The organism is Geodermatophilus ruber, assembly GCF_900114385.1.
In the GTDB taxonomy this organism is placed as follows: Bacteria; Actinomycetota; Actinomycetes; order Mycobacteriales; family Geodermatophilaceae; genus Geodermatophilus; species Geodermatophilus ruber.
Genome location: NZ_FOSW01000001.1, coordinates 83847 through 106777 on the forward strand (window position 1 = coordinate 83847; position 22931 = coordinate 106777).

Annotated in this window: 23 protein-coding genes and 4 tRNA genes; 3 read left to right on the plus strand and 24 right to left on the minus strand. The window is 72.6% G+C overall.

What is annotated here, in order from left to right; translation table 11 throughout:
• Positions 1-17 precede the first annotated feature (17 nt).
• The 16 genes from BMZ50_RS00490 to BMZ50_RS00565 form a co-directional block, all read right to left on the minus strand.
• Entirely contained in the window at positions 18-1286 is a 1269-nt protein-coding gene (locus tag BMZ50_RS00490) for an MCE family protein (protein WP_091319693.1), read from the minus strand.
• The gene (locus BMZ50_RS00495) at positions 1283-2527 is read right to left on the minus strand and encodes an MCE family protein (RefSeq protein WP_091319696.1); all 1245 of its coding nucleotides are present in this window, start codon (positions 2525-2527) and stop codon (positions 1283-1285) included. Before BMZ50_RS00495 ends, BMZ50_RS00490 begins: the two co-directional genes overlap by 4 nt.
• Positions 2524-3768, minus strand: coding sequence for an MCE family protein (locus BMZ50_RS00500; protein WP_091319699.1), 1245 nt, complete (start codon positions 3766-3768; stop codon positions 2524-2526). The genes BMZ50_RS00495 and BMZ50_RS00500 overlap by 4 nt, the downstream gene beginning before the upstream one ends.
• On the minus strand, positions 3765-4796 hold the full coding sequence (locus BMZ50_RS00505; RefSeq protein WP_091320953.1) for an MCE family protein: 1032 nt from the start codon (positions 4794-4796) through the stop codon (positions 3765-3767). The genes BMZ50_RS00500 and BMZ50_RS00505 overlap by 4 nt, the downstream gene beginning before the upstream one ends.
• Complete coding sequence (locus BMZ50_RS00510) at positions 4796-5836, minus strand: MCE family protein (protein WP_091319702.1); 1041 nt, start codon at positions 5834-5836, stop codon at positions 4796-4798. The genes BMZ50_RS00505 and BMZ50_RS00510 overlap by 1 nt, the downstream gene beginning before the upstream one ends.
• Positions 5837-5855: 19 nt before the next feature.
• Entirely contained in the window at positions 5856-7235 is a 1380-nt protein-coding gene (locus tag BMZ50_RS00515) for an MCE family protein (RefSeq protein WP_091319706.1), read from the minus strand.
• Positions 7232-8101, minus strand: coding sequence for an MlaE family ABC transporter permease (locus BMZ50_RS00520; protein ID WP_245753204.1), 870 nt, complete (start codon positions 8099-8101; stop codon positions 7232-7234). The genes BMZ50_RS00515 and BMZ50_RS00520 overlap by 4 nt, the downstream gene beginning before the upstream one ends.
• Positions 8101-8916, minus strand: coding sequence for an MlaE family ABC transporter permease (locus tag BMZ50_RS00525; protein WP_245753205.1), 816 nt, complete (start codon positions 8914-8916; stop codon positions 8101-8103). Before BMZ50_RS00525 ends, BMZ50_RS00520 begins: the two co-directional genes overlap by 1 nt.
• A complete protein-coding gene (locus BMZ50_RS00530; protein WP_091319710.1) occupies positions 8913-10028 on the minus strand; it encodes an ABC transporter ATP-binding protein in 1116 nt (371 codons plus the stop codon). The genes BMZ50_RS00525 and BMZ50_RS00530 overlap by 4 nt, the downstream gene beginning before the upstream one ends.
• Positions 10029-10315: 287 nt before the next feature.
• A complete protein-coding gene (rplL, locus tag BMZ50_RS00535; protein WP_091319714.1) occupies positions 10316-10708 on the minus strand; it encodes a 50S ribosomal protein L7/L12 in 393 nt (130 codons plus the stop codon).
• A gap of 16 nt (positions 10709-10724) precedes the next feature.
• Complete coding sequence (gene rplJ, locus BMZ50_RS00540) at positions 10725-11318, minus strand: 50S ribosomal protein L10 (RefSeq protein WP_091319718.1); 594 nt, start codon at positions 11316-11318, stop codon at positions 10725-10727.
• 348 nt (positions 11319-11666) lie between these two features.
• Positions 11667-12386: a 50S ribosomal protein L1 gene (gene rplA / locus BMZ50_RS00545; RefSeq protein WP_091319722.1), complete on the minus strand. Its 720-nt coding sequence runs from the start codon at positions 12384-12386 to the stop codon at positions 11667-11669.
• Between the two features lie 129 nt (positions 12387-12515).
• A complete protein-coding gene (gene rplK / locus BMZ50_RS00550; protein WP_091319726.1) occupies positions 12516-12944 on the minus strand; it encodes a 50S ribosomal protein L11 in 429 nt (142 codons plus the stop codon).
• 45 nt (positions 12945-12989) lie between these two features.
• Positions 12990-13874, minus strand: a complete 885-nt coding sequence (nusG, locus tag BMZ50_RS24920; protein WP_091319729.1) for a transcription termination/antitermination protein NusG — start codon at positions 13872-13874, stop codon at positions 12990-12992.
• A gap of 42 nt (positions 13875-13916) precedes the next feature.
• A complete protein-coding gene (gene secE / locus BMZ50_RS00560; RefSeq protein WP_091319733.1) occupies positions 13917-14450 on the minus strand; it encodes a preprotein translocase subunit SecE in 534 nt (177 codons plus the stop codon).
• Positions 14451-14550: 100 nt separating this feature from the next.
• A tRNA-Trp gene (locus BMZ50_RS00565) sits at positions 14551-14623 on the minus strand.
• A gap of 240 nt (positions 14624-14863) precedes the next feature.
• On the opposite strand from BMZ50_RS00565, the gene BMZ50_RS23890 reads away from it, so the two are divergent.
• Together BMZ50_RS23890 and BMZ50_RS00570 are read left to right on the plus strand one after the other, a co-directional pair.
• Positions 14864-15001, plus strand: coding sequence for a hypothetical protein (locus BMZ50_RS23890; RefSeq protein ID WP_177212572.1), 138 nt, complete (start codon positions 14864-14866; stop codon positions 14999-15001).
• 12 nt (positions 15002-15013) lie between these two features.
• The gene (locus BMZ50_RS00570; protein WP_091319737.1) at positions 15014-16270 is read left to right on the plus strand and encodes a pyridoxal phosphate-dependent aminotransferase; all 1257 of its coding nucleotides are present in this window, start codon (positions 15014-15016) and stop codon (positions 16268-16270) included.
• Positions 16271-16298: 28 nt separating this feature from the next.
• On the opposite strand, the gene BMZ50_RS00575 is transcribed toward BMZ50_RS00570, so the two are convergent.
• The 7 genes from BMZ50_RS00575 to BMZ50_RS00605 form a co-directional block, all read right to left on the minus strand.
• Positions 16299-17723: a gluzincin family metallopeptidase gene (locus tag BMZ50_RS00575; protein WP_091319740.1), complete on the minus strand. Its 1425-nt coding sequence runs from the start codon at positions 17721-17723 to the stop codon at positions 16299-16301.
• A complete protein-coding gene (locus BMZ50_RS00580) occupies positions 17720-18148 on the minus strand; it encodes a MaoC/PaaZ C-terminal domain-containing protein (protein ID WP_091319743.1) in 429 nt (142 codons plus the stop codon). Before BMZ50_RS00580 ends, BMZ50_RS00575 begins: the two co-directional genes overlap by 4 nt.
• On the minus strand, positions 18145-18591 hold the full coding sequence (locus BMZ50_RS00585; protein ID WP_091319745.1) for an FAS1-like dehydratase domain-containing protein: 447 nt from the start codon (positions 18589-18591) through the stop codon (positions 18145-18147). Before BMZ50_RS00585 ends, BMZ50_RS00580 begins: the two co-directional genes overlap by 4 nt.
• 33 nt (positions 18592-18624) lie before the next feature.
• Complete coding sequence (gene rpmG, locus BMZ50_RS00590; protein WP_091319749.1) at positions 18625-18789, minus strand: 50S ribosomal protein L33; 165 nt, start codon at positions 18787-18789, stop codon at positions 18625-18627.
• A 99-nt stretch (positions 18790-18888) separates the two neighbouring features.
• A tRNA-Met gene (locus BMZ50_RS00595) sits at positions 18889-18962 on the minus strand.
• Positions 18963-19007: 45 nt separating this feature from the next.
• Positions 19008-19080, minus strand: a tRNA-Thr gene (locus tag BMZ50_RS00600).
• 67 nt (positions 19081-19147) lie between these two features.
• A complete protein-coding gene (locus BMZ50_RS00605; RefSeq protein ID WP_245753206.1) occupies positions 19148-21616 on the minus strand; it encodes a putative bifunctional diguanylate cyclase/phosphodiesterase in 2469 nt (822 codons plus the stop codon).
• Between the two features lie 705 nt (positions 21617-22321).
• Here BMZ50_RS00605 and BMZ50_RS00610 point away from each other — a divergent pair.
• Complete coding sequence (locus tag BMZ50_RS00610; protein WP_091319754.1) at positions 22322-22753, plus strand: pilus assembly protein TadG-related protein; 432 nt, start codon at positions 22322-22324, stop codon at positions 22751-22753.
• A gap of 57 nt (positions 22754-22810) precedes the next feature.
• Here the strand turns inward: BMZ50_RS00610 and BMZ50_RS00615 are convergent.
• Positions 22811-22892, minus strand: a tRNA-Tyr gene (locus BMZ50_RS00615).
• Between the last annotated feature and the right edge of the window lie 39 nt (positions 22893-22931).

Sequence of the window (22931 nt, forward strand, 5' to 3'; positions counted from 1 at the left end):
GTCGTCGGCATGCCGGCTCAGCCCTGGGTGCGGGCGAACGGCAGGGCGTCGAGCAGGCCGCCCACCACCTCGTCGAGCACCCCGGTGAGCGGCGCCCCCGTACCGAGCGCGCCCTGCGGCCCCGGCGGGCCGAGCCCGCCGTCCCGCCCGATGTTCTGCGCGCCGCGGATGGAGCTCCCGGTCTCGTCGACGCCGTCGCCCGGGTCGGGGTCCACGCCGTCGACCACGTCGCAGCGCACGGCGTCGGCGTCCACGGCGGCGACCGCCCCCGGGCTGGGAGTCTGGCCGGTGGAGACGTAGCCGCTGACGCACGCGTGCGGAGCGCCGGCGTTGAGGACGAACCCGAAGTGCGCCCGCATGGTCCCACCGTCGTTGCGGACGACGGTGAAGCCGCCGGACACCACGTCCGGGTAGGTGGTCAGCATCTGCTCGACGCCGTCCAGCCGCGGGATGGTGACCCCGTTGAGGACGTCGAGGTTGCGGACCAGGGAGCCCAGCCCCGGCCCGGCGTTGTCGACCAGCTGCTGCAGCGCCGCGCCCGCGTCCGGCGCGTTCACCACGAGGCTGCGCAGGTCGGGGTCGATCTCCACCAGGGTGTCGGTGAGCAGCCGCAGGTCGGACGCCCACTGCTCGATCGCCGAGCGGCTCGCCACCTGGGTGTCGAGGACGGTCTGCCCATCGGTGATCAGCTGCAGCGTCTGCGGCAGGGACTGCTCGGCCCGGGCCAGCAGCAGGTCGCCGTTGTCCAGGAGCCGCCCCAGGTCGTCCCCGGCCCCGGCGAACGCCTGGCCCAGCTCCTCGACGACGATCCGCAGGTCCTCGGCGTCCAGCGAGGTGACCAGGTCGTCGACGTTGAGGAGCAGCTGCTCCACCGGGATCGGGATGGCGGTGCGCGACTGCGGGATGACCGCGCCGTCGGCCAGATAGGGGCCGTCGTCGGCGGCCGGGCGCAGGTCGACGTACTGCTCCCCCACCGCGCTGCGGGTGGCGACCACCGCGTCGGTGTCGGCCGGGATCGGCTCGGTGTCGGGATCGATGGTGAGGGTCACCCGGACGCCGTCGTCGACCAGCTCCATGTCGGTGACCCGCCCCACGGCCACCCCGCGGTAGGTGACCTGGGCATTGACGAAGATGCCGCCGGAGTCCTCGAAGTCGGCGGCCACCTCGTAGCCGTTGCCCAGCAGCAGCCGGTCCAGCCCCACGTAGTTGAAGCCGACGTAGGAGATGCCCAGCAGGGCCACCGCGGCGAAGGCGAGCAGCTGGAGCCTGGTCTTGCGGGTGATCACGGCAGGCCTCCCAGGATCTCGGGCAGGCCGGGCGGGCCGGCGCCGGTACCCGGGGACGGGACCACTCCCTCGAGGCCGCCGAGGCCGGGGGCGAGGGAGGTCGGCCCCGAGCCGCCCGGCGTCCCGCTGGCATTGCCCGGCGGGGCGCCCGGCGCCCCACAGCCGTCCCCCGCCAGGTCCTGCGGTTCGAGCTCGACCACCGCGCCGGTGGCCGGGTCGACGACGTAACGGCAGAGCAGCTCGCGCAGGTCGAAGTTGAGCGTCGCGGTCATGTTGGTGAACAGCCCGTAGCCGCCGGTGCGCAGGTCCGGCCGGTACTGCAGGGCCGACAGCGAGCTGGCCGGGAACGGGTAGGTGAGCAGCAGGTCCAGCGAGCCGGCCAGGTTCGGCCCGGCCGCGGCCAGCTGGCTGAGGATCGGCTGGAGGAGCTGCAGGTCGGCCACGGTGTCGGCCCCGGCCTGGTTGATGACCCGGGTGCCGACGTCGCCGAGCCGGGCCAGGCTGTCGAGCATCGAGACCAGCAGCTCGCGCTGGTCGTCGATGACGTCCAGGCCCGGGCCGAGGGTGTCCAGGGCGGTCTCGATCGTCCCGGTGCGCGCGGCCAGGCTCTCGGCGAGGGCGTTCACGCTGTCCAGGGCCCGGCCGATCTCCTCGCGCTGCTGATCCAGCCCGCCGATGAAGGTGTCCAGCTCCCGCAGCGTGGTGCGGATGGCGTCCTCCCGGCCCTCCAGGGCGTCCCCGAGCTCGTGACTGATCGTCTGCAGCTGGGCCAGCCCGCCGCCGTTGAGCACGAGGGAGAGAGCGCCGAGCAGCTCCTCGACCTCCACGTTGCGGTTGGTCCGGTCGAGGGGGATCAGCGAGCCGTCGCCGAGCTCGCCCTCGGCCGGCTCGTTGCCCGGCGCGGCCAGCTCCACGAACTTCTCGCCGAGCAGGGAGGACTGGCCGATCATGGCCACGGCGTTGGCCGGCAGCTCGACGTCCCCGTCGACCTCGACGGTGACCAGCGCGGTCCAGTCCTCGCCGAGCTCGACCGCCCCGACCCGGCCGACCGGGACGTCGGCCACCCGGACGCCGGCCTGCGGCACCAGGTCCAGGACGTCGGCGAACTCGATCTGCACCGTGTAGGGGTCCTCCCCGAGGTCGGCGCCCCCGGGCAGGTCCAGCGAGTAGGCGCCGCGGAACCCGCAGCCGGACAGCAGCAGCACGCCGGCGAGCAGGGCCGGGACCCGGCGGGCGCTCACTGCTGGCTCCCCGTGCTGATCGGCGGCAGGCCGATGAGCGGCGTGCCGCTGCCCCCGGGGACCGTTCCGCCGCCGAACACGCGGGTGAGCAGGTCCTGCAGGTCGGGGACACCGTTGCCGTCGACGTCGTCGAGGGTGCCGTCGTTGCCCGGGTCGCCGGAGAGCAGCCGGATGCAGATCTGCTCGGTGGGCGGCAGCGAGAGGAACTGGGTCAGGTCGGTGAGGTCCACCCCGGCGACCTGCAGCCGGCCGGCCTGGGCCAGCAGCTGGCAGACGACCACCTCGGGCGCGGTGGACCCGACCGAGTTGTCGCGGGTGTCCAGGGTGCCGTAGTCGGGGTTGTAGGCGCGCGCGACGTTCCCCAGGGCCGCGGGGGCCACGTCGAGCACCTCGGCCAGTGCCGCCCGCTGCTGCACCAGCACCAGGGTGACGTCGGCGAGCCGGTCGACGTTGGTGGTCAGCAGCGACGTGTTGGTCTGCACGAAGGACGCCACCTCACCGAGGGCCTGGGACAGCAGCGCGACCGCCGCGGCGAGGTCCTCCCGCTCGCCCTCGAGCTGGTCGGTGACCGCCGCCATCGTGTCGTTGAACTGGCCGACCTGGGCGTCGATCGACGCCAGGGCGCTGGTGAACGTCTGCAGGTTCTCGATCGAGTCGAACAGGCCGTCACGGTTCTCCGCGAGGGTCTCCACCGCCTGGGAGAAGCCGGTGAGGGTGCGGTTGAGCGCCGCCCCGTTGCCCTCCAGGTTGTCCGCGCCGACCTCCAGCAGGTCCGACAGCGCACCGTCGGCGTTGGCCCCCGTCGGGCCGAGCGCCGCCGACAGCTCGTCGAGGGCGCCGTAGACGGCGTCCAGCTCGACCGGGACGGCGGTGCGGTCGACGTCGAGCTCCGCGCCGTCGGCCATCGTCGGACCGCCGCTGTAGACGGGGGCGAACTGGACGTACCGGTCGGACACGAGCGAGGGCGCCAGGATGACCGCGTTCGCGTCGGCGGGGATGTCGTAGTCGTCGTCGACGAGCATCTCGACCCGGACGCGGTCGCCGCTCGGCCGCACGTCGGTGACCTCGCCGACGTCGATGCCGAGGATGCGCACGTCCCCGCCCGGGTAGACGCCCACCGCCTGGGTGAACCAGGCCGTGACCCGGTACTGGCCGGCGGGACGGAGCACCGTCCAGCCGAGCGCGCCGAGCAGGACGACGGCGGCGGCCAGCGCGATGCCGCGCTGCAACGGGCCTGTCACGGTGCCTCCCCGCACGAGACGGTCCCGCCGGGCAGCTGCGCGCCCCCGCCGCAGACGGCAGTGCCGACCGCCCCGGGGAGGAGGTTCTCCACGAAGCTGTCGAACCAGCGCCCGTTGCCCAGGGTGTTGGCGAACACGGTGACGAACGGCGCCAGGTTGGCCACCGTCTCGCCGAGCGCGGCCCGGTTGCGGAACAGGATGTCGGTGACCGTCGCCAGCTGCTGCAGCGCGGGGGTGAGCGCCTCGCGGTTGTCGGCGACCAGCCCGGAGAGCTGCTCGGCCAGCTGCTGGGTGCTGGTGAGGATGGCGTCGATGAGCTCCCGGCGCTCCTGCACCTCGGTGAGCAGGGTGTTGGCGTCGACGATCAGCCGGGTGAACTCGCCGTTGCGGTCGGCGAGGACCTGGGTGACGTCGCGGGTGGCGGAGAGCAGCTGCTCGAGCTCCGCGTCGCGGGAGGCGATCGTGTCCGACAGCCGGGCCAGGCCCTCCAGCGAGGTCTGCACCTCCTCCGGCGTCTCGGCGAAGGTCTCCGCGAGCACCTCGAACGAGCCGGCCAGCTGGGCGGTGTCGATCTCGTCGACCGTGGTCGAGAGGTCGGCGAAGGCGGCCACGACGTCGTAGGGGGACGCCGTCCGGTCCAGCGGGATCCGCTGGTCGGGGTCCAGCGGGGCGCTGCCGCGCGGGACCAGCGCCAGGTACTTCGCCCCCAGCACCGTCTCGATCTTGATCGCCGCCTGCGAGCGGTCGCCGACGAAGGCGTCGCGGACGCGGAACTCCACGGTGACCGCGCCGTCCTCCAGCGCCAGGCTCTCCACCTGGCCCACCTTGACCCCGGCCACCCGCACCGGGTCGTCCGGCTTGAGGCCGGCGGCCTCGGAGAACTGCGCCCGGTACACCGTCCCGCCGCCGATCAGCGGCAGGGACTGCGCGTTGAACGCCAGCAGCACCAGGGCGGCGATCACCGTGAGGCTGACCGCGCCGATCACGACCGGGTTGCGGTCGCGGAACGGCTTCGCGTTCCGGGCCATCAGCCGCACCCCCCGGCGCCGGTGGACAGGCCGCCCTCGGGGATCTCGCTGCCGGTGGTCTGCCCCGGCAGGACGACGTAGCCCGACGCCCCGCACATGTAGAAGTTGAACCAGCTGCCGTTGACCGCGGTCCGGGTGATCAGGTCGATCTTGGTCGGTGCGAGTTGCAGGAACCCCTCCAGGACGTCTCCGGTGTCGGCCAGGTTGCCGGCCAGGTCGCCCAGCGACGCGATGTCGGCGGCCAACGGCGGCCGGCCCTGCTCGAGCAGCCCGCTGGTGGCCACCGCCAGCTCGTCGACCGTCTGCAGCGAGTCGAAGATCGCATCGCGGTCCTCGGCCAGGCCGGTGACGAACTGCTGCAGGCTCACGACCAGCGAGGAGAGCTGCTCGTCGCGGGCGGCCACGGTGCCCAGCACCGTGGACAGGTTGTCGATCACGCTGCCGATGACCGCGTCCCGGTCGGCCAGCGAGGAGGTCAGCGAGGCCACGTGGCCCAGCAGGCTCTGCACGGTGCCGCCCTCGCCCTGGAAGACCTGGATGATCTCGAAGGAGAGCCGGTTGACGTCGTCGGGCGACAGCGCCTGGAACAGCGGCTGGAAGCCGCCGAACAGGGTGGTGAGGTCCAGCGCCGGCCGGGTGCGGGCCAGCGGGATGACCGCCTCCTCCTCCAGGGTGCGCCCGGCCGAGCCCTCCCCCTCCGTCAGCGCGATGTACCGCTGGCCGACGAGGTTGCGGTAGCGGATCGTCGCCTCCACCCCGGCCGGCAGCGGGATGCCGGCGTCCACCTCCAGGGCCACCTCGGCCACCGGGCGGTCGGTCGCGTCGCTCAGCTCGATGCCGGTCACCTGGCCGACGCGGACGCCGGCGATGCGCACCTCGTCGCCCTCGACCAGCCCGGCGACGTCGGTGAACTGCGCCCGGTACGCCCGCTGCTCGCCGTACCCGGCATTGGTGATCGTGGTGATGAGCACGTAGCTGGCCAGCACGGTGACCAGCGCGAAGACGGCCAGCTTGGTCAGCGGCCCCGCCAGCGACTTCACTGCCCCACCCCCGGCCCGCTCACGGGACCACCACCCGGGTCCCCCGCAGCAGCGGCGCCAGCGTGGCGGCGGAGAGGTCCGGGACGTCCGCGGGCTTCGCACCGGTCTGGTAGGCCAGCAGGCTCCGGACGAAGTCCAGCTCCGCCGTGGACCCGGCCAGGATCGACGGCAGCGAGGTCCCCGCCGTCGGGTTCGGCTCGCCCGCGCCCTCCGGGACGTCGTCGGGGTTGCGGCCGCCCAGGCAGACCGGGTTGCCGGTCCACGCGTTGTCCACCGAGTCGATGCCGTCCTCCGGCGGGGTCGGGCAGTGGTACTCGCCCCGCTCGGCCGCGGCGATCATCCCGTCGATGTCCTCCAGGCCCTGGCAGTCCGGGCCGGACCGGTCCAGGTAGGCCGGCTGGTCGCCGGGCTGGTACGGGTTCCGCGGCGGGAAGCTGACGACGATGTTCAGGTTCAGCGCCGGGTCGCCGTCCCCGCCGAACGCCTCGGTGATCATGGGATGGAACCGGGTGAGGCCTTCGAGCAGGCACGGGTAGACCGGCGAGTACTCCGCGAACAGGCCGAGCACCGGGCGCGACGTGGCGGCCAGCGAGATCAGGTTGCGCTCGTTGGTCTCGAGGAAGCCGGCGGCGGTGGCCGCGGAGCTGTCGCCCACGGTGAACGTCCGGCGCAGCTGTTCGGACTGGTCGACCAGCGTGGTGGCGGTGACCGCCAGGTTGTCGAGGACGGCGAGCAGGTCGTCGGCCGCCGCCTCGTAGGTATCGGCGAAGTCCGCCAGCCCGGTGATGTCGGCCTGCAGCTGCGGCAGGACGGTGTTGAGCTCCTCGACGTAGTCCCCGACCGAGGCCAGGTTCTCACCGAGGGAGTCCCCGCGGCCGCGCAGCGCGTCGGCGACCGCCCCGAGGGTGTAGCTCAGGTCCTGCGGCTCGACGGCCTGCAGCAGCGGCAGCAGGTCGTCGATCACCCGCTGGAGCTCGATCGCGTTCTCGGTGCGGTCCTGCTCGATGACGTCGCCGTCGGCCAGCCGCTCGGCCGAGGGCTGGTCGGGCAGCTCCAGGGAGACGTACCGCTCCCCGAACAGGGTCTTGGGCAGCAGCCGCGCGCTGACGTCGGCCGGGATCTCGTCCAGGTGCTCCGGCAGGATCGCCAGCTCGACGCTGGCACCGGCGGCGCTCGCCGACACCTCCCGCACCTCGCCGACGATGACCCCGCGCACCTTGACGTCGGACGCCTCCTGCAGCTGGTTGCCCACGGTGTCGGTCTGCAGCGTCACGCGGGCCACCTCGGTGAACGCCTTCTGGTAGAGCGCCACCGACAGGCCCAGCAGCAGGGCGATGACGACGAGGAACGCCACCCCCTGCAGCCGCCGCCGCACCACGACCGCTCTCCCCCCGCTCATCCGGCGATCCGGACCGTCGTCGTCGAGCCCCAGATCGCCAGGCTCAGGAACAGGTCGATGACCATCACGGCCACGATCGAGAAGCGCACCGCCCGGCCCACGGCCAGGCCCACGCCCGCCGGGCCGCCGCCGGCGCGGTAGCCGTAGTAGCAGTGGCTCAGGATGATCACGACGGCGAAGACGAGGACCTTCACGAACGACCAGAGCACGTCCTGCGGCGGCAGGAACAGGTTGAAGTAGTGGTCGTAGGTGCCGGCGGACTGACCGTAGGCCTGCGTGGTGATCGTGCGGGTGGCGAAGTAGCTGGACAGCAGGCCGATGACGTAGAGCGGGATGACGGCGATGAAGCCGGCGACGATGCGGGTGGTGACCAGGAACGGCAGCGAGGGCACCCCCATGACCTCGAGGGCGTCGATCTCCTCGTTGATCCGCATGGCGCCGATCTGGGCGGTGAAGCCGCAGCCGACCGTGGCCGAGAGCGCCAGTCCGGCCACCAGCGGGGCGATCTCGCGGGTGTTGAAGTAGGCCGAGAGGAAGCCGGTGAACGCCGAGGTGCCCAGCTGGTCGAGCGCGGCGTAGCCCTGCAGGCCGACCTCGGTGCCGGTGAAGAAGGACAGGAAGGCGATGACGCCGACGGTGCCGCCGATGACGGCCAGCGCCCCGGTGCCGAAGCTGACCTCGGCCAGCAGCCGGAACGTCTCCCGCTTGTACCGCCGCAGCGTGCGCGGGGTCCAGGCCAGCGCGCGGCCGTAGAAGCTCAGCTGGTCGCCGAGGTCCTCGAGGGTGTCCATCGGCCGCCGGTACACCGTGCCGACCAGCCGGCGCGCCCCCAGGCGCACCCGGTCCACCGGGGAGAGCAGCGCCATCACGCCCCCTTCGGGGGGACGAGCTGGAAGTACACGGCGGTCATCACGAAGTTCACCGCGAACAGCAGCAGGAACGTGATGACCACCGACTGGTTGACCGCGTCACCCACGCCCTTGGGTCCGCCGCCGGCGTTGAGCCCCTTGTAGGAGGCGACGATGCCGGCGATCAACCCGAACACCAGTGCCTTGATCTCGCCGGACCAGAAGTCCTCGACCTGGGCGAGGGCACCGAAGGAGGCCAGGTAGGCCCCCGGTGTCCCGCCCTGGAGGACGACGTTGAAGAAGTAGCCGCCCGCGACACCGACCACGCTGACCAGCCCGTTGAGCAGGACGGCGACGAGCATCGCGGCGAGCACCCGCGGGACGACGAGGCGCTGGATGGGGCTGATGCCCAGGACCTCCATCGCGTCGATCTCGTCGCGGATCTTCCGCGCCCCGAGGTCGGCGCAGATGGCCGAGCCGCCCGCGCCGGCGATGAGCAGCGCGGTGACGATCGGGCTGGCCTCCCGCAGCACCGCGAGCACCGACGCCGACCCGGTGAAGGACTGGGCGCCGAGCTGGCGGGTGAGCGACCCCAGCTGCAGCGCGATCACCGCGCCGAAGGGGATCGCCACGAGCGCCGTGGGAAGGATCGTCACGCTGGCGACGAACCAGGTCTGCTGGACGAACTCCCGCACCTGGAAGGGCCGCCGGGGCAGCGCGCGGGCGACGTCGAGGGCGAAGGCGAAGAGGTTGCCGCTGGCCCGCAGCGGCCGGGTCGGGGAGAGCTTCCCGTCCAGCAGACCCGGCGCCTTCGGCTCGTCCCCGGCGCTCACCACTGTCCCCGCGGACCCGGCAGCACGCTGGTCGGCGGCTCGTCGGGTGACCGGTGCCGGCCGGCGACGTCGGGGCTCGACGCGAACACGCCGGCGTCGGCCCGGGCCAGCAGGTCGGGGGGCAGGGATTCCCGGATCGCCGCGGCGGTGGCCGGGTCGAAGGTGTGCAGCATGCGCGCGACCCGCTCCTGGCGGCGGCGGACGGCCCTGCGCTCGGGCAGCCCCGGTGAGGGCTCCAGCTGCGGTGGGACGGCGTCCCCGCCGGTGGCGCCCTTGGGGCCGACGCCGTTGTGCTGGTCGCCGCCGCGGGCCGCCAGAGCGGCCATCTCGGCCTCGACCTGGGCGACGTCCTTCTCCTCGCTCATGCCGATCGGTCCCTCACGGCGGCCGTTGAGGAACTGTTGCACGACCGGTTCCTGCGAGGTGAGCAGCTGTTCCCGGGGACCGAACATCGCCAGGTGCTTGCGGTAGAGCAGGCCCAGGTTGTCCGGCACGGTGCGGGCGGTGCCGATGTCGTGGGTGACGATCAGGAAGGTCGCGTCGATCTGCGCGTTGAGGTCGACGATCAGTTGGTTGAGGTAGGCGACCCGGACCGGGTCCAGACCGGAGTCCGGCTCGTCGAACAGGATGATCTCCGGGTCGAGGACCAGCGCCCGGGCCAGGCCGGCGCGCTTGCGCATCCCACCGGAGATCTCCCCCGGCAGCTTCCCCTCGGCGCCGGCGAGGCCGACCATGTCCATCTTCTCGAGGACGATGCGCCGGATCTCCGTCTCGCTCTTCTTCGTGTGCTCACGCAGCGGGAAGGCGACGTTGTCGAACAGGTTCATCGAGCCGAACAGCGCGCCGTCCTGGAACAGGACGCCGAAGAGCCGGCGGATCTCGTAGAGCTTGGCCTCGCTGCAGGTGACGATGTCGGCGTCGCTCAGGATGATCGAGCCCTTCTCGGGCTTGAGCAGGCCGACCAGCGACTTCAGGAACACCGACTTGCCGGTTCCCGACGGCCCGAGCAGGACCGAGATCTCCCCGGGCGGCAGGGTGAGCGTGACGTCGCTCCAGATGTTCTGGCTGCCGAAGGACTTGGTCAGCCCCTCGACCTGGACCGCGACGCCCACCTTCGACCTCCCCTTGCTCCGGCCTCGTCGCCGGTCCCGCCCCGCTCAAGATCCGCAGGCCTCCGGCAGTCTGCGGCGTCCCGCCCCCTCCCGCACCTCAGGAGCGGGCAGCAACACCTACCAGCCAGTAACGAGACGCCGACCCGGAGGTTACGTGGGTCACGCGAAGAGGGTGACGCCGGTCGCGGGCGGGTCCCCCGAACGACGCAGGGGCCGCCCTCCGAACGGAGGACGGCCCCTGCGGGTCGTGCGAGGTGGTGCTCACCCGGCGAGCGCCGGGTGGGGGGTCACTTGATGGTGACGGTGGCGCCGGCGCCCTCGAGAGCGGCCTTGGCCTTCTCGGCGGTGTCCTTGTCGACCTTCTCCAGGACCGGCTTCGGCGCGCCGTCGACCAGGTCCTTGGCCTCCTTGAGGCCGAGCGAGGTCAGGCCGCGCACCTCCTTGATGACCTGGATCTTCTTGTCACCGGCGTTCTCGAGGACGACGTCGAACTCGTCCTGCTCGGGAGCCTCCTCAGCGGCACCGCCGCCGCCACCGGCGGCCGGGGCGGCCGCGACGGCCACGGGGGCGGCAGCGGTGACGTCGAAGGTCTCCTCGAACTGCTTCACGAACTCGGACAGCTCGAGGAGGGTCATCTCCTTGAACGCGTCGAGCAGCTCCGCGGTGGACAGCTTGGCCATGATCTCTCCTTCTGGGTCAGTCGTTGCTGGCCGCGGCGTCGCCGGCGGCAGCGTCGGTGTCGGGGGTGGTGTCAGCAGCAGCGGAGTCGGCGCCCTCGGCGGACTTCTTCTCCTGCAGCGCGGCGGCCAGGCGGGCGACCTGGGACAGCGGAGCCTGGAACAGACCCGCAGCCTTGGTCAGGTTGCCCTTCATGGCGCCGGCCAGCTTGGCCAGCAGGACCTCGCGCGGCTCGACGTCGGCGAGGGCGGTGACCTCGGCGGCGTTGACCGTGCGGCCCTCGACCACGCCGCCCTTGACGACGAGCAGCGGGTTGGCGCGCGCGAAGTCACGGATGGCCTTGGCCGCGTTCACCGGGTCGCCCTCGATGAAAGCGATCGCGGTCGGGCCGTTGAGCAGCGGGGCGAGGTCGGAGTAACCGACCTGCTCCGCGGCTCGCTTCGTCAGGGTGTTCTTGACGACGGCGTAGCTGCTGCCCTCACCGAGGGAACGGCGCAGCTGGGTCAGCTGGGCCACGGTCAGCCCGCGGTACTCGGTGAGCACCGCTGCGCTGGACGACTGGAACCGCTCGGTGATCTCCTCGATCACCGCGGCCTTCGCCTGCGTGGGCATGGGCCTCCTCTCGTCTGTCGGGCGACCACCGGCCGGCGCACCGGACGCGGCCGGCCCCGGAGACGAGGAACGCCCCGGCGCAGGGCGCACGGGGCGAGGGGCGTACGCACAGGCGTCCGCCGATCGAACCGTCCTCCTGCGCGGGTCGCCCGGAACTCCGGGACCTTCGATCACACGCGGACGTGCGACGACCAGCGGTCTTGGGGGGAACATCGGCCAGCATACGCCATGCCGCGGGGGGCGCCGCTGGGGCCGCCCGCACCCCGTCCCCTGGCCGCGGGAACGAGGCCCTGGACGCACGGAGGCCCCGCAGCGCACGCGCGCTGCGGGGCCTCCGGGGGCTGTCGCTCAGACGCTGGGCTCGTCCACCGTCAGGTTGCGGGTGCGGTTCGGGTCGACCGGGACGCCCGGACCCATGGTCGTGGAGAAGGTGACCTTCTTCAGGTACCGGCCCTTGGCGGACGACGGCTTGGCCCGCAGGACCTCGTCGAGCGCCGCGGCGTAGTTCTCGACCAGCCTGGCCTCGTCGAAGGAGGTCTTGCCGATCACCAGGTGCAGGTTGGCCTGCTTGTCGACGCGGAAGTTGATCTTCCCGCCCTTGATGTCGTTGACCGCCTTGGTGACGTCGGGGGTCACCGTGCCGGTCTTCGGGTTCGGCATCAGGCCGCGCGGGCCGAGGATGCGGGCGATCCGGCCGACCTTGGCCATCTGGTCGGGGGTGGCGATCGCCGCGTCGAAGTCCAGGAAGCCGCCCTGGATGCGCTCGATCAGGTCGTCGGAGCCGACCACGTCGGCTCCGGCGGCCTCGGCCTCGGCGGCCTTGTCACCGGTCGCGAACACGATGACGCGGGCGGTCTTGCCGGTGCCGTGCGGCAGGTTGACCGTGCCGCGGACCATCTGGTCGGCCTTGCGCGGGTCGACGCCCAGGCGCATGGCCACCTCGACGGTGGCGTCGTAGGCGGTCGTCGACGTCTCCTTGGCCAGCGTGGCGGCCTGGAGCGGGCTGTACAGGGTGTCGCGGTCGACCTTCTCGGCCGCGGCACGGAACTTCTTGCCGTGCTTCGCCATGGTGGTTCCTCTCCTCCGGCTCATCGGCCGGGAGTCGTGTGGTGTGCGGGCCTGGCCGGCCCTCCCACGAACGGCCCCCTGCAGGGTCCCGCCGCGAGCGTGCGAGCGGTGGGGGGGCAGGGGGTCCTTCTACTGGACCGTGATGCCCATCGACCGGGCGGTGCCGGCGATGATCTTCTCGGCCTCGTCGAGGGAGTTGGCGTTGAGGTCGGCCATCTTGGTCTGGGCGATCTCGCGGACCTGGTCACGGGTGACCGTGGCGACCTTGGTCTTGTGCGGCTCGCCGGAGCCCTTCTCCACACCGGCCGCCTTGAGCAGCATGCGAGCCGCCGGCGGGGTCTTGGTGATGAAGGTGAACGAGCGGTCCTCGTAGACCGAGATCTCGACCGGGATCACGTTGCCGCGCTGCGACTCCGTGGCGGCGTTGTACGCCTTGCAGAACTCCATGATGTTGACGCCGTGCTGGCCGAGCGCCGGACCCACGGGCGGGGCGGGGGTGGCCGCACCGGCGTTGATCTGGAGCTTGATGACCGCGGTCAACCGCTTCCTGGGGGGCATGACTTCCTTCTTCTCAGCAGATCAGGTCGGACGGGTGTGACCGGATCAGATCTTCTGGACCTGGTTGAACGACAGCTCGACCGGGGTCTCGCGGCCGAAGATGGACACGAGCACCTGCAGCTTCTGCTGCTCGGCGTTGATCTCGTTGATCGTGGCCGGGAGCGTGGCGAAGGGGCCGTCCATGACGGTGACCGACTCGCCGACCTCGAAGTCGACCAGGGCCGTCGGCGCCGCGGCCGCGGTCGCGGTCTCGGCGGTCTTGGCCGCCTGCGGCGTGGTGGCCGGGGCGAGGATCTTGACGACCTCGTCGAGCGTGAGCGGTGAGGGGCGGGAGGTCGCGCCGACGAAGCCGGTCACACCCGGGGTGTTGCGGACCGCCCCCCAGGACTCGTCGTTGAGCTCCATGCGGACCAGCAGGTACCCGGGGAACACCTTGCGGTTGACCTGCGTCCGCTTGCCGTTCTTGATCTCGGTGACCTCCTCGGTGGGCACCTCGATCTGGTAGATGTAGTCCTCCATGTCGAGGGACTGGATGCGGGACTCGAGGTTGGTCTTCACCTTGTTCTCGTAGCCCGCGTAGGAGTGCACGACGTACCAGTCGCCGGGCGCGATCCGCAGCGCCTTGCGCAGCGCCTCGACCGGGTCCTCGTCCTCGGCAGCCTCGTCCTCGGCGATGTCGCTGTCGGCGGCCGGGGCCACCAGCGGGTCGCCCGCGACGCTGTCGGCGGCGCCGGACTCGACCTCGGGCGTCGCGTCGGCCACCTCGGTGAGGGCGTCCTGGTCGGCGGTGTCGGAAGAACCCTCGGCAGCACCGGGCTCGCCCGCGCCGGTCTCCACATCCGCGGCGCCGCGGACGTCGAAACGGGCGTCGTCGAGGTCGATCGGCTCGACGTCGCTGTCGGTGTCGAAGGGCTCGCGGGGGTCGGTCACGGGTGTCTCTTCCTTGTCGGTGGCGTGCAGGCGCGGGTGGGCTCAGCCGAAGACGGCGAGCACGCCCTGGGCGAAGAGCAGGTCCAGGCCGGCCACCAGCGCCACGATGAAGGCCACGAAGACGATGACGACGGTCGTGTAGGTGATCAGCTCCTTGCGGCCGGGCCAGATCACCTTGCGCAGCTCGGCGACGACCTCGCGGAGGAAGCGAGCCAGGCTGCGCTTCTGCCGCACCTCGTCCGCGCGGGCCCGCTCGGCGGCCGCCCGGGACCGCGTCCCCGCCCCCTCGCGTCCGGCCGGCCGCGACGAGGTGCGGGCGGCCCGCCGGGACCGTGAGGGAGCGGGCTCGTCGGCCTCGTCGTCCGACGGGGCGGTGATCCGCCCGCGACGGCGAGCCGGGCCGGCGACGACCTTGTCCTCGTCGGCCTCGGCCTCCTCGGCCACGGCGTCCTCGGCCGCCTCCAGCTCCCTGGCGTCGTCGACGCCCGGGGCCTCGCGGTCGAGCTGCTCGTCGGTCAGCTCGGCGTCGGAGGCGGCGCGGGGGTCGCCCCCGCTCTCCGGCTTCTCGTCGCTCACTGCGCCTCGCTCGCCTCGTGGTGGTGGCCGTTGCTCTCGGGCCGTCGGACCGATGTGGTGCTGTCGTGTCGCTCCGCCGGCGGTCGGCCGGCGGCACGGGCAGGGGTGACAGGACTTGAACCTGCAGCCTGCGGTTTTGGAGACCGCTGCTCTGCCAATTGAGCTACACCCCTATGCCCCGGGCTGCTGCCCTGAGCCGGGCCCGGAACGGCATCGCCCGCCCACGCCAGCACCGAGCCCCGGGAGAGGGATCCGGGGCACGCCGGTAGCGGGGTCAGCTGCCCCAGGGTTGCCAGTGTACGTGACCGCCACACCCGACGGCCAACGGCACCGGAGCGGTGCGGTGGGACACCGACGAATCCCGGCCCGTCCCATGATCCCACCTGCAGCCGGAACAGCCCAGGGAGGACGAGGTGGGCGAGCGGCTCCTCGGCGGGCTCGACGGCTGGAGCTGCGTCGAGTTCGTCGCGTCGCCGTCGGTGGCGCACGTGCGGCTGCGTCCGGACTGCGAGGTTCCGGGAACGGACGCGACCGGGGCCAGCGCACTTTGACACGATGGGGCCATGACAGCCGTCTCCCCGTCGGAGCCCGCCGCCACCACCGCCGGCCTCCCGCCCGCGCAGCGCCGCGTCTCCCGCCGGATCGCCGCGATCGCCGAGTCCGCCACCCTGGCCGTGGACGCGAAGGCCAAGGCGCTCAAGGCCGCGGGCAAGCCGGTGATCGGCTTCGGCGCCGGCGAGCCGGACTTCCCGACACCGGACTACATCGTCGAGGCCGCCGCGGCCGCGTGCCACCAGCCGGCGATGCACCGGTACACCCCCGCGGGCGGGCTGCCCGCGCTCAAGGAGGCGATCGTCGCCAAGACCGCGCGCGACTCCGGGCTGCAGGCCACCCCGGCGAACGTGCTGGTGACCAACGGCGGCAAGCAGGCGGTCTACGAGGCCTTCGCGACGATGCTGGACCCGGGCGACGAGGTCCTGCTGCCGGCGCCCTACTGGACGACCTACCCCGAGGCCATCGCGCTCGCCGGCGGCGTGCCGGTGCCGGTCGTCGCCGACGAGCAGAGCGGCTACCTCGTGTCGGTCGCCCAGCTGGAGGCGGCCCGGACGCCGCGGACCAAGGTCCTGCTGTTCTGCTCGCCGTCCAACCCGACCGGCGCCGTCTACCCGCCCGAGGTCGTCGAGGAGATCGGCCGCTGGGCGCTGGACAACGGGCTGTGGGTGCTCACCGACGAGATCTACGAGCACCTCGTGTACGACGGCGCGACGGCTCCCTCGATGCCCGTGCTGGTGCCCGAGCTCGCCGACCGCTGCGTCGTCGTCAACGGCGTCGCCAAGACCTACGCGATGACCGGCTGGCGGGTCGGCTGGATCCTCGGGCCGGCCGACGTGGTCAAGGCCGCGACCAACCTGCAGTCGCACGCCACGTCCAACGTCGCCAACGTGTCCCAGGCGGCCGCCATCGCCGCGCTGACCGGCGACCTGTCGGCCGTGGCCACCATGCGCGAGGCGTTCGACCGGCGCCGCCGGACGATCGTGTCCATGCTGCGGGAGATCCCCGGCGTGGCCTGCCCCGAGCCGCGGGGCGCCTTCTACGTCTACCCCTCGGTGAAGGCCCTGCTCGATCGGCCCATCGCCGGGCGCACCGCCGCGAACAGCGTCGAGCTGGCCGAGATCATCCTCGAGGAGGCCGAGGTCGCCGTCGTCCCGGGCGAGGCGTTCGGCACCCCCGGGTACCTGCGCATGTCCTACGCCCTGGGCGACGAGGACCTGATCGACGGCGTGAGCCGCATGCAGCGGCTGCTGGGGTCGGCCGGCTGAGCCCGCGGCGCCGACCTCCCCGGCCGGATCAGGCGGGGAGGTCGGCCGGCTGCAGTGCACCGGCGGCCAGGAGGACGTCGAGCGCCGCGGGTAGCGCGTCGAGGGCCGCGGCGAGGTCCTCTGGCGTGGCCGTCGTCCAGGCGTTGACCTGCACGTAGCAGCGCAGCGCGGCGTCGAACGCCTCGGCCCCGGCCGCCTCCCGGGCGGCGACGAGCGCAGCGCCGCCCTTGCCGTAGACCCGGGTGAAGTAGGCGCCACTGCCGGGGAACCCGTCCATGGCCGACCCGACATCGCCGGGGGTCGCCAGCCTCCGGGCCACCTCGGCCTCGTCGACCGGGTCGGCCACCGACTCGGCGTAGCTGGCGAAGGCCTCGTCGAGCCAGGGATCGCGGAACTGCGAGTCCCCGACCATCCCGTAGAACCACATGTGCGCGACCTCGTGCAGCAGCACCAGCTGGTTGGCGCCGGCCAGGAGGATCGAGCTCGGGTACTCGATGCCACCGCCGAGCGAGGGGAGCAGCGGCACGGTGAGCGTGTCGTAGGGGAAGGCGCCGAAGCGCTCCTCCAGGGCGCCGACGGCCTCGCGCGCCCACCCGGCGAGGGCCTCCGCGCTCACCTCCGGGTCCGGCAGCACCCCCGTCGTCACCTCGACCCCGCTCCCCGTGGTGACCGTGGCGGTGGTGAACCGGCCCACCGCGACGCTGACGTCCCGGGCGACCGGCTCGGTGGAGGTCCAGGTCCGGCGGCCGTCGCGCACCGCGGTGGGCTCGGCCTGGTCGCCGGTCATGAGGACGGCCAGCTCCGCCGGCGCGGAGACGCTGATCCGGGTGTCGGCGACCGGGCTGCTGGCCGTCTCCCCCACGACGTCGACGAAGGGGTCGCGGGCCCAGCCCACGCCGGGCTCCCAGGCCAGCAGCGGCGCACCGCTGGCCCACCAGGACACCCCTTCGGCGCTGCCCACGCGCTCGAAGCCGGCCGCCCCGAGCGAGAGGGTGAAGTCCAGTGCGACCTCCGTGGACTCCCCGGATGCGAGCTCCCGGTCCAACCGCACCTCGTAGAGGCCCCCTGGAGCGGCCGCCCGCGCGGCGACGTACCCGCCCTCGGCGACGTCCTCGCCGCGCACCGCGTCCACGGCGAGCCGGTTGCCACCGGCGGCCGCGCCGGGGGCGTTGGGCACCAGCCGGAACACCAGCTCGCCGGTGGGCAGGTCGGGGGTGAAGACGACGGTCTCGGTGCCGGTGACCGTGCGCAGATCGTCATCGAGGCGGAAGTCCAGGCTGACGACCGGGCGGTCGGGGTCGGGCTCGGCCCGCCGCTCGCAGCTGCCGCCGGGCTCGGGGACGGCCGCGGACGGCGCGTCCTCGGCGGCGAGGGTGTCGACGAAGGAGGAGCCGCACCCGGGGAGCAGCAGCAGCGCCGCGGCCGCCAGGGCCGCCGGCCCCCGCGCGCTCATCCCAGCTGGACGGTCGCGCGGGCCAGGGAGAGCACCTTGTCGCCGCCGCTGGTGACGGTCAGGTCGACCCGGGCCCGGCCGTCCTCCCCCACGGCGCCGACCTTGCCGCGGACGGTGACCTCGGCGCCGACGCCGTCGTCGGGGACGAGCACCGGGCGGCCGAAGCGGACGTGGTACTCCACGAGCGCGGCGGGATCGCCGGTCCAGGCGGTCACCGCCCGCGCCGCCAGGGCCATGGTCAGCATCCCGTGGGCGATGACGCCGGGAAGGCCGACCTCGGTGGCGACCCGCTCGCTCCAGTGGATCGGGTTGAAGTCGCCGGAGGCACCGGCGTAGCGCACCAGATCCGCGCGGGTGACCGGGAACGTCTGCTCGGGCAGTTCGGTGCCCGCGGCGACGTCGGCGGCCCGCACCGTGGCGGTCATGCGCTCCCCCGGGCGACGAGCATCGACGTCGCGGAGCAGACCGGCTCGCCGTCCTCGGAGGCGACGTCGACCCGCGTGGTGAGCAGGTCGTTGCCGGCGACGCTGCGCACGGCCTCGATCACCGGAGTGGCCACCAGCCGGTCCCCGGCGCGGATGGGCCGGTGGTGGACGAACTTCTGCTCGCCGTGCACCACCCGGCTGTAGTCCAGGTCGACGTCGGGGTCCTCCACCACCACGCCGGCCGCCGAGAGGGTCAGCACGATGGCGAAGGTGGGGGGCGCGATGACGTCGGGGTGGCCGGCGGCGCGGGCGGCGTCGGCGTCCCGGTGCACCACATCGGTCGCGCCGACAGCGGCGGCGAACTCGGCGATCTTCTCGCGGCCGACCTCGTAGACGGCGGAGGGCGGGTAGCTGCGCCCGACCAGTGCCGGATCAAGCGCCATGCTCCCGCCCTCCCTACCGCGTGGGCCGCTGGATCAGCGGGTCTCGCGGTGCAGCGTGTGCTTGCGCTCCCTGGGGCAGTACTTCTTCAGCTCGAGCCGGTCGGGGTCGTTGCGCCGGTTCTTGCGGGTGATGTAGTTGCGGTTCTTGCACTCCTGGCAGGCCAGGGTGATCTTCGGACGGATGTCGGTGGCTGCCACGGGTGCTCTCCTAGCCTTGTGGGTCCGGGTCGGCCGACCCGGCGTGCGGGCAGGGCGCCCACACGACGACGGACCCCGGGATGCGGGGTCCGTCGAGAGTAGCGGTGACCGGATTTGAACCGGTGACACAGCGATTATGAGCCGCTTGCTCTGCCTGGCTGAGCTACACCGCCGGGATGACCGCGCGGCCCGGTCTCACGACAGGACCGGTTGGTCGGAGCCCCTTTACGGAATCGAACCGTAGACCTTCTCCTTACCATGGAGACGCTCTGCCGACTGAGCTAAAGGGGCGGGCTTTGAGCCGTCGTGAACTCTACCTGACGCGCCCGGGGGCCTGACGCAGGGGGTCCTACGGGTCTCAGGTGCGGACGAACAGCCGCCGGTGCGGTGCCCCCGGTGCGGCCGAGCGCACCCCGGTACGGGCCAGCAGCCAGCTCTCCAGCCGCTCGTCGGGCAGCGGCCGGCTGACCAGGAAGCCCTGCAGCTTGTCGCATCCCATCTCGGCCAGCAGGTTGCGGGTCAGCTCGTCCTCGACCCCCTCGGCGACCACCCGCAGGCCCAGGTTGTGCGCGAGCTCGATGATCGAGCGGGCGATGAACGACTCCCCCTGACTGGTGGACATGCCCAGCACGAAGGACTTGTCGATCTTCACCTCGTCGATCGGCAGCTGCCGGAGCTGGGACAACGAGGAGTAGCCGGTGCCGAAGTCGTCCATGGACAGCCGCAGGCCCAGTGCGTGCAGGTCGGCGAGGACGGTGCTGCTGCGCACCGAGTCGTCGACCACGCTGCCCTCGGTGAGCTCGAGGGTGAGCAACTCCCCCGGCACGCCGTGGCGGCGCAGGGCCCGGCGCACACGGTCGACCAGGTCGGGCTCGGTGAGGCAGCGCGCGGAGAGGTTCACCGCCACGGACAGGGCGATGTCCTGGTCCAGCCACCGGCGGCAGCGAGCGAGGGCCAGGTCGAGCACGTGGTCGGTGAGCAGGCCGATCCGGCCGATCTGCTCGGCCAGGTGGATGAAGTCGTCCGGCGCGATCGCCCCGTAGCGGGGGTGCGCCCAGCGGACCAGCGTCTCCACGGACACGATGTCGGAGGTCCGGGCGTCGATGATGGGTTGGAAGACGACGCTGATCTGCCCCTCGGCCATGGCCTGCTCGAGCTCGGTGCCCAGCTGCAGCCGGCGGAGGCTCTGCTGGTCCAGCACGGGGTGGTAGCTGGCCACGCCACCGGCCCCGGAGCCGGCGAGCAGGGCCACGTCGGCCCGCTGCATCAGCGTGCCGGCGTCGGCGCCGTGGACGGGCGCGGCGGCGACGCCGATGGAGAGCGTCACCTCCAGGTCCAGCCCGGCGACGCGGGCGCGGGTGGACGTCGCCTCGCGCAGCCGGCGCGCGGCGCGCTCACTGGCCGTCAGGGACAGCCCGGGCAGCAGGACGGCGAACTGCTCGCCCTCCATGCGGGCCACCAGGGCCTGCGGCGGCGCGTGCTCGCGAAGCAGGCCGGCGGTGACCAGCAGCAGCTCGTCGCTGGCCGCGTGGCCGAGCGTGTCGGTGACCTCGGTGTAGTTGTCCAGGGCGGCCAGGATCAGGCCGCCGCGGGCCGCGACCGGGTCAGCGGCCAGCAGCGCGTCGATCTCGGCGGCCAACCGCTGCCGGTTGGGCAGCCCGGTGAGCCGGTCGTGGTCGGCGTCGTAGCGGATCTGGGTGAGCAGCTGCTGCTGCCGGATCGCCGCGTTGACGTGGGTGATCATGGAGTCCAGCGCGGCGCGGTCGTCGTCGGCGAAGGAGACGACGTCGCTGCGACGGTCGCAGATCTCCAGGTACCCGGGCTCCCCCGCGGCCGTAGCCACCGGCGCGGCGAGCAGGTCACGGACGCCCCGACGGGCGAGCGCGGCCGCCTCCGGCTCGGTCGCCCGGCTCAGCGAGACCAGCACCGGCCCGTCGACGAGGCCGTCGGTCGCCCGCCGGCGGATCAGGTCGTCGGGGTCGCCAGGCCCGTCGTACCAGGTCCGGCCATCCCCGGAGACCACGACCAGGCGCGGCCCCTCGTCCAGGTACGGGGGCAGCCAGAGGGCTACCCGGTCGGCGTTGAGCAGCTCCTGGACCGCCTCGACGATCCGCAGCGCGCCGTCCTCGTCCGCGCATACCTGCTCCACCCGCCGGGCGAACTCGTAGACCTGCTGGAGGCTCTCGCTCTCCCGCGTGACCCGCGCGAACCGGCGGTAGAGCAGGCCGAGGGTCAACAGGACGGGGACGAGCAGCAGCCAGGCCCAGGCCGTGTGGTCCACCAGCAACGAGCAGGCCAGGCCGACGACGACCGAGATCGGGTAGACGACCAGCACCGGAACGAACAGACGCGCCAGCCTTGCCCGTCCGGGGTTGCCCTGGGTGATCGTGATCGCTGCGACGACGACGAGGGTGCCCACCGCGGCAGCCGGCAGGATGGCCACCAGGTAGGCGAGCCACGTGCCGGGATCGGAGAGAGGGCCCGCGGGCAGCTGGTCGAGGATCAGGACGGCGACGCCGACCTGCAGCACGGTGACCGCGATGTTGACGAGGATCTTGGCCACGACGGTCCGGTCACGGACGCTGATGACACCGATCGCCCCGGCCCATGCCACGGCCGTCCAGGCGCCATCCATCTGCACGAGCGAGACGACGAGCACGGCCTCGCTGACGGAGCAGTTGAAGGTGTGTGAGCGCACCTCGATGGGCAGGGTGAGCGACTCCGCCACGAGGAATGCGGCGAAGAAGGCCACGACCGTCCACGGCTGGACGGACCGGCCGGCCACGTCAGCCAGCAGGACGACGAAGGGCAGAGCGAGGGCGCTCACCCCAGCGGCGACCACATCAGGCTGCCGGAGCGCCGACCACCGCTGGGTCGTGCGCGTGTCCAGGTCGGCCACGGTCACCCGGTCTCTCGGGAAGGGGGAGGAACGGCGGCGCAGAGGCTAACAGCCTCAGGCAGTCGTTCCGGGGCGTCGGAAAGGCCGCCCATACCCGAAGGGGGTAGCCGGCCACCTGACCGGCTACCCCCTTCGAAAGCGCTGGGGATCAGCTCCAGCGGGTGCCGCGGCTCCAGCGGGTGCCACGGCTCCACCGGGTACCGCGAGCGGAACTCACGTGCGCATTCGTGCTCATGACGCCTCCTCAGGCATGACGGACTGCAACGTGCGGCAGTCACCCAGGCGCGGGGGCAGAGCGTCGTTCGGTACGGACCGCGCCGGTGAGATTGCTGCCCGTCACCCGTCTGGGGCAAGCACCCACGATCATGGGTGGGTGACGTGTCGCAATGTCGTCACTCTCTGCTACCTGAGATAGGCAGAACGTCACCCAGCAGTGTGTCCCCCGGGGGGCGCCGGGACGCGTGGGTGCGTGGGGGCCGGCGAGGCACGAGGGGCCGTCATCCACCGGCACCCGGGAGTGGCGTCCACAGGGCCGGCGCCGGTCATCGGCCTCGGAACCGGGCGGGTCCACAGCCGTCCACAGTGCCGTCCACAGATCGTGGACAGGGCGCGGCAGCCCCTACGCTGCCCCGCGTGCAACGGGACCGGCAGGCGACCGAGCGGGGCTCCACGCTGCCGCTGGTCCTGGTGTGCTGGCTGGTCGCGGCGTTCATGGCCGTCGGGGCGATCGCCGCCTCCGACGCCTTCCTGGAGCAGCAGGAGGTGCAGTCGATCTGCGACGGCGCGGCCCTGGCCGCGGCCAACGCCACGGACGAGAGCGTCCTGTACACGGCGGGGGTCGGTTCGGCCCTGCCACTGACCCGCGCCAGCACGCAGGCCGCCGTCGCCGACCAGCTCGCCGACGGCGGGACACGCCTGGACGCCTGGTCGGCCGAGACCGATGGCGCCGAGGTGACCGTCCGCTGCACCCGCTGGGTCCAGATCGCCTTCGGCTGGTTGTTCCTCGGCGGGCAGCCGCTCGAGCGGACCGCCGTCGCGAGCGCCCGGGCGCCGACGGCCCCCTAGCTACCGGAACGAGAACGGCCCCCGACCTCGTGCGAGGTCGGGGGCCGCATGTACCTGTGGCGGGTGAAGGATTCGAACCTTCGTAGGCTAAGCCGACGGATTTACAGTCCGCTCCCATTGGCCACTCGGGCAACCCGCCGTGGTGGTACCCGGAGAGCCTACAAGATGCCGGACGGCG

What these genes read in the sequence shown, in the direction of transcription:
- BMZ50_RS00505 (WP_091320953.1), bottom strand. Translation starts at nt 4,796, where the DNA reads ATGGCCCGGAACGCGAAGCCGTTCCGCGACCGCAACCCGGTCGTGATC.
- BMZ50_RS00515 (WP_091319706.1), bottom strand. Translation starts at nt 7,235, where the DNA reads ATGAGCGGGGGGAGAGCGGTCGTGGTGCGGCGGCGGCTGCAGGGGGTG.
- BMZ50_RS00520 (WP_245753204.1), bottom strand. Translation starts at nt 8,101, where the DNA reads ATGGCGCTGCTCTCCCCGGTGGACCGGGTGCGCCTGGGGGCGCGCCGG.
- rplL (WP_091319714.1), bottom strand. Translation starts at nt 10,708, where the DNA reads ATGGCCAAGCTGTCCACCGCGGAGCTGCTCGACGCGTTCAAGGAGATG.
- rplJ (WP_091319718.1), bottom strand. Translation starts at nt 11,318, where the DNA reads ATGCCCACGCAGGCGAAGGCCGCGGTGATCGAGGAGATCACCGAGCGG.
- rplA (WP_091319722.1), bottom strand. Translation starts at nt 12,386, where the DNA reads ATGGCGAAGCACGGCAAGAAGTTCCGTGCCGCGGCCGAGAAGGTCGAC.
- rplK (WP_091319726.1), bottom strand. Translation starts at nt 12,944, where the DNA reads ATGCCCCCCAGGAAGCGGTTGACCGCGGTCATCAAGCTCCAGATCAAC.
- BMZ50_RS00570 (WP_091319737.1), top strand. Translation starts at nt 15,014, where the DNA reads ATGACAGCCGTCTCCCCGTCGGAGCCCGCCGCCACCACCGCCGGCCTC.
- BMZ50_RS00575 (WP_091319740.1), bottom strand. Translation starts at nt 17,723, where the DNA reads ATGAGCGCGCGGGGGCCGGCGGCCCTGGCGGCCGCGGCGCTGCTGCTG.
- BMZ50_RS00580 (WP_091319743.1), bottom strand. Translation starts at nt 18,148, where the DNA reads ATGACCGCCACGGTGCGGGCCGCCGACGTCGCCGCGGGCACCGAACTG.
- BMZ50_RS00585 (WP_091319745.1), bottom strand. Translation starts at nt 18,591, where the DNA reads ATGGCGCTTGATCCGGCACTGGTCGGGCGCAGCTACCCGCCCTCCGCC.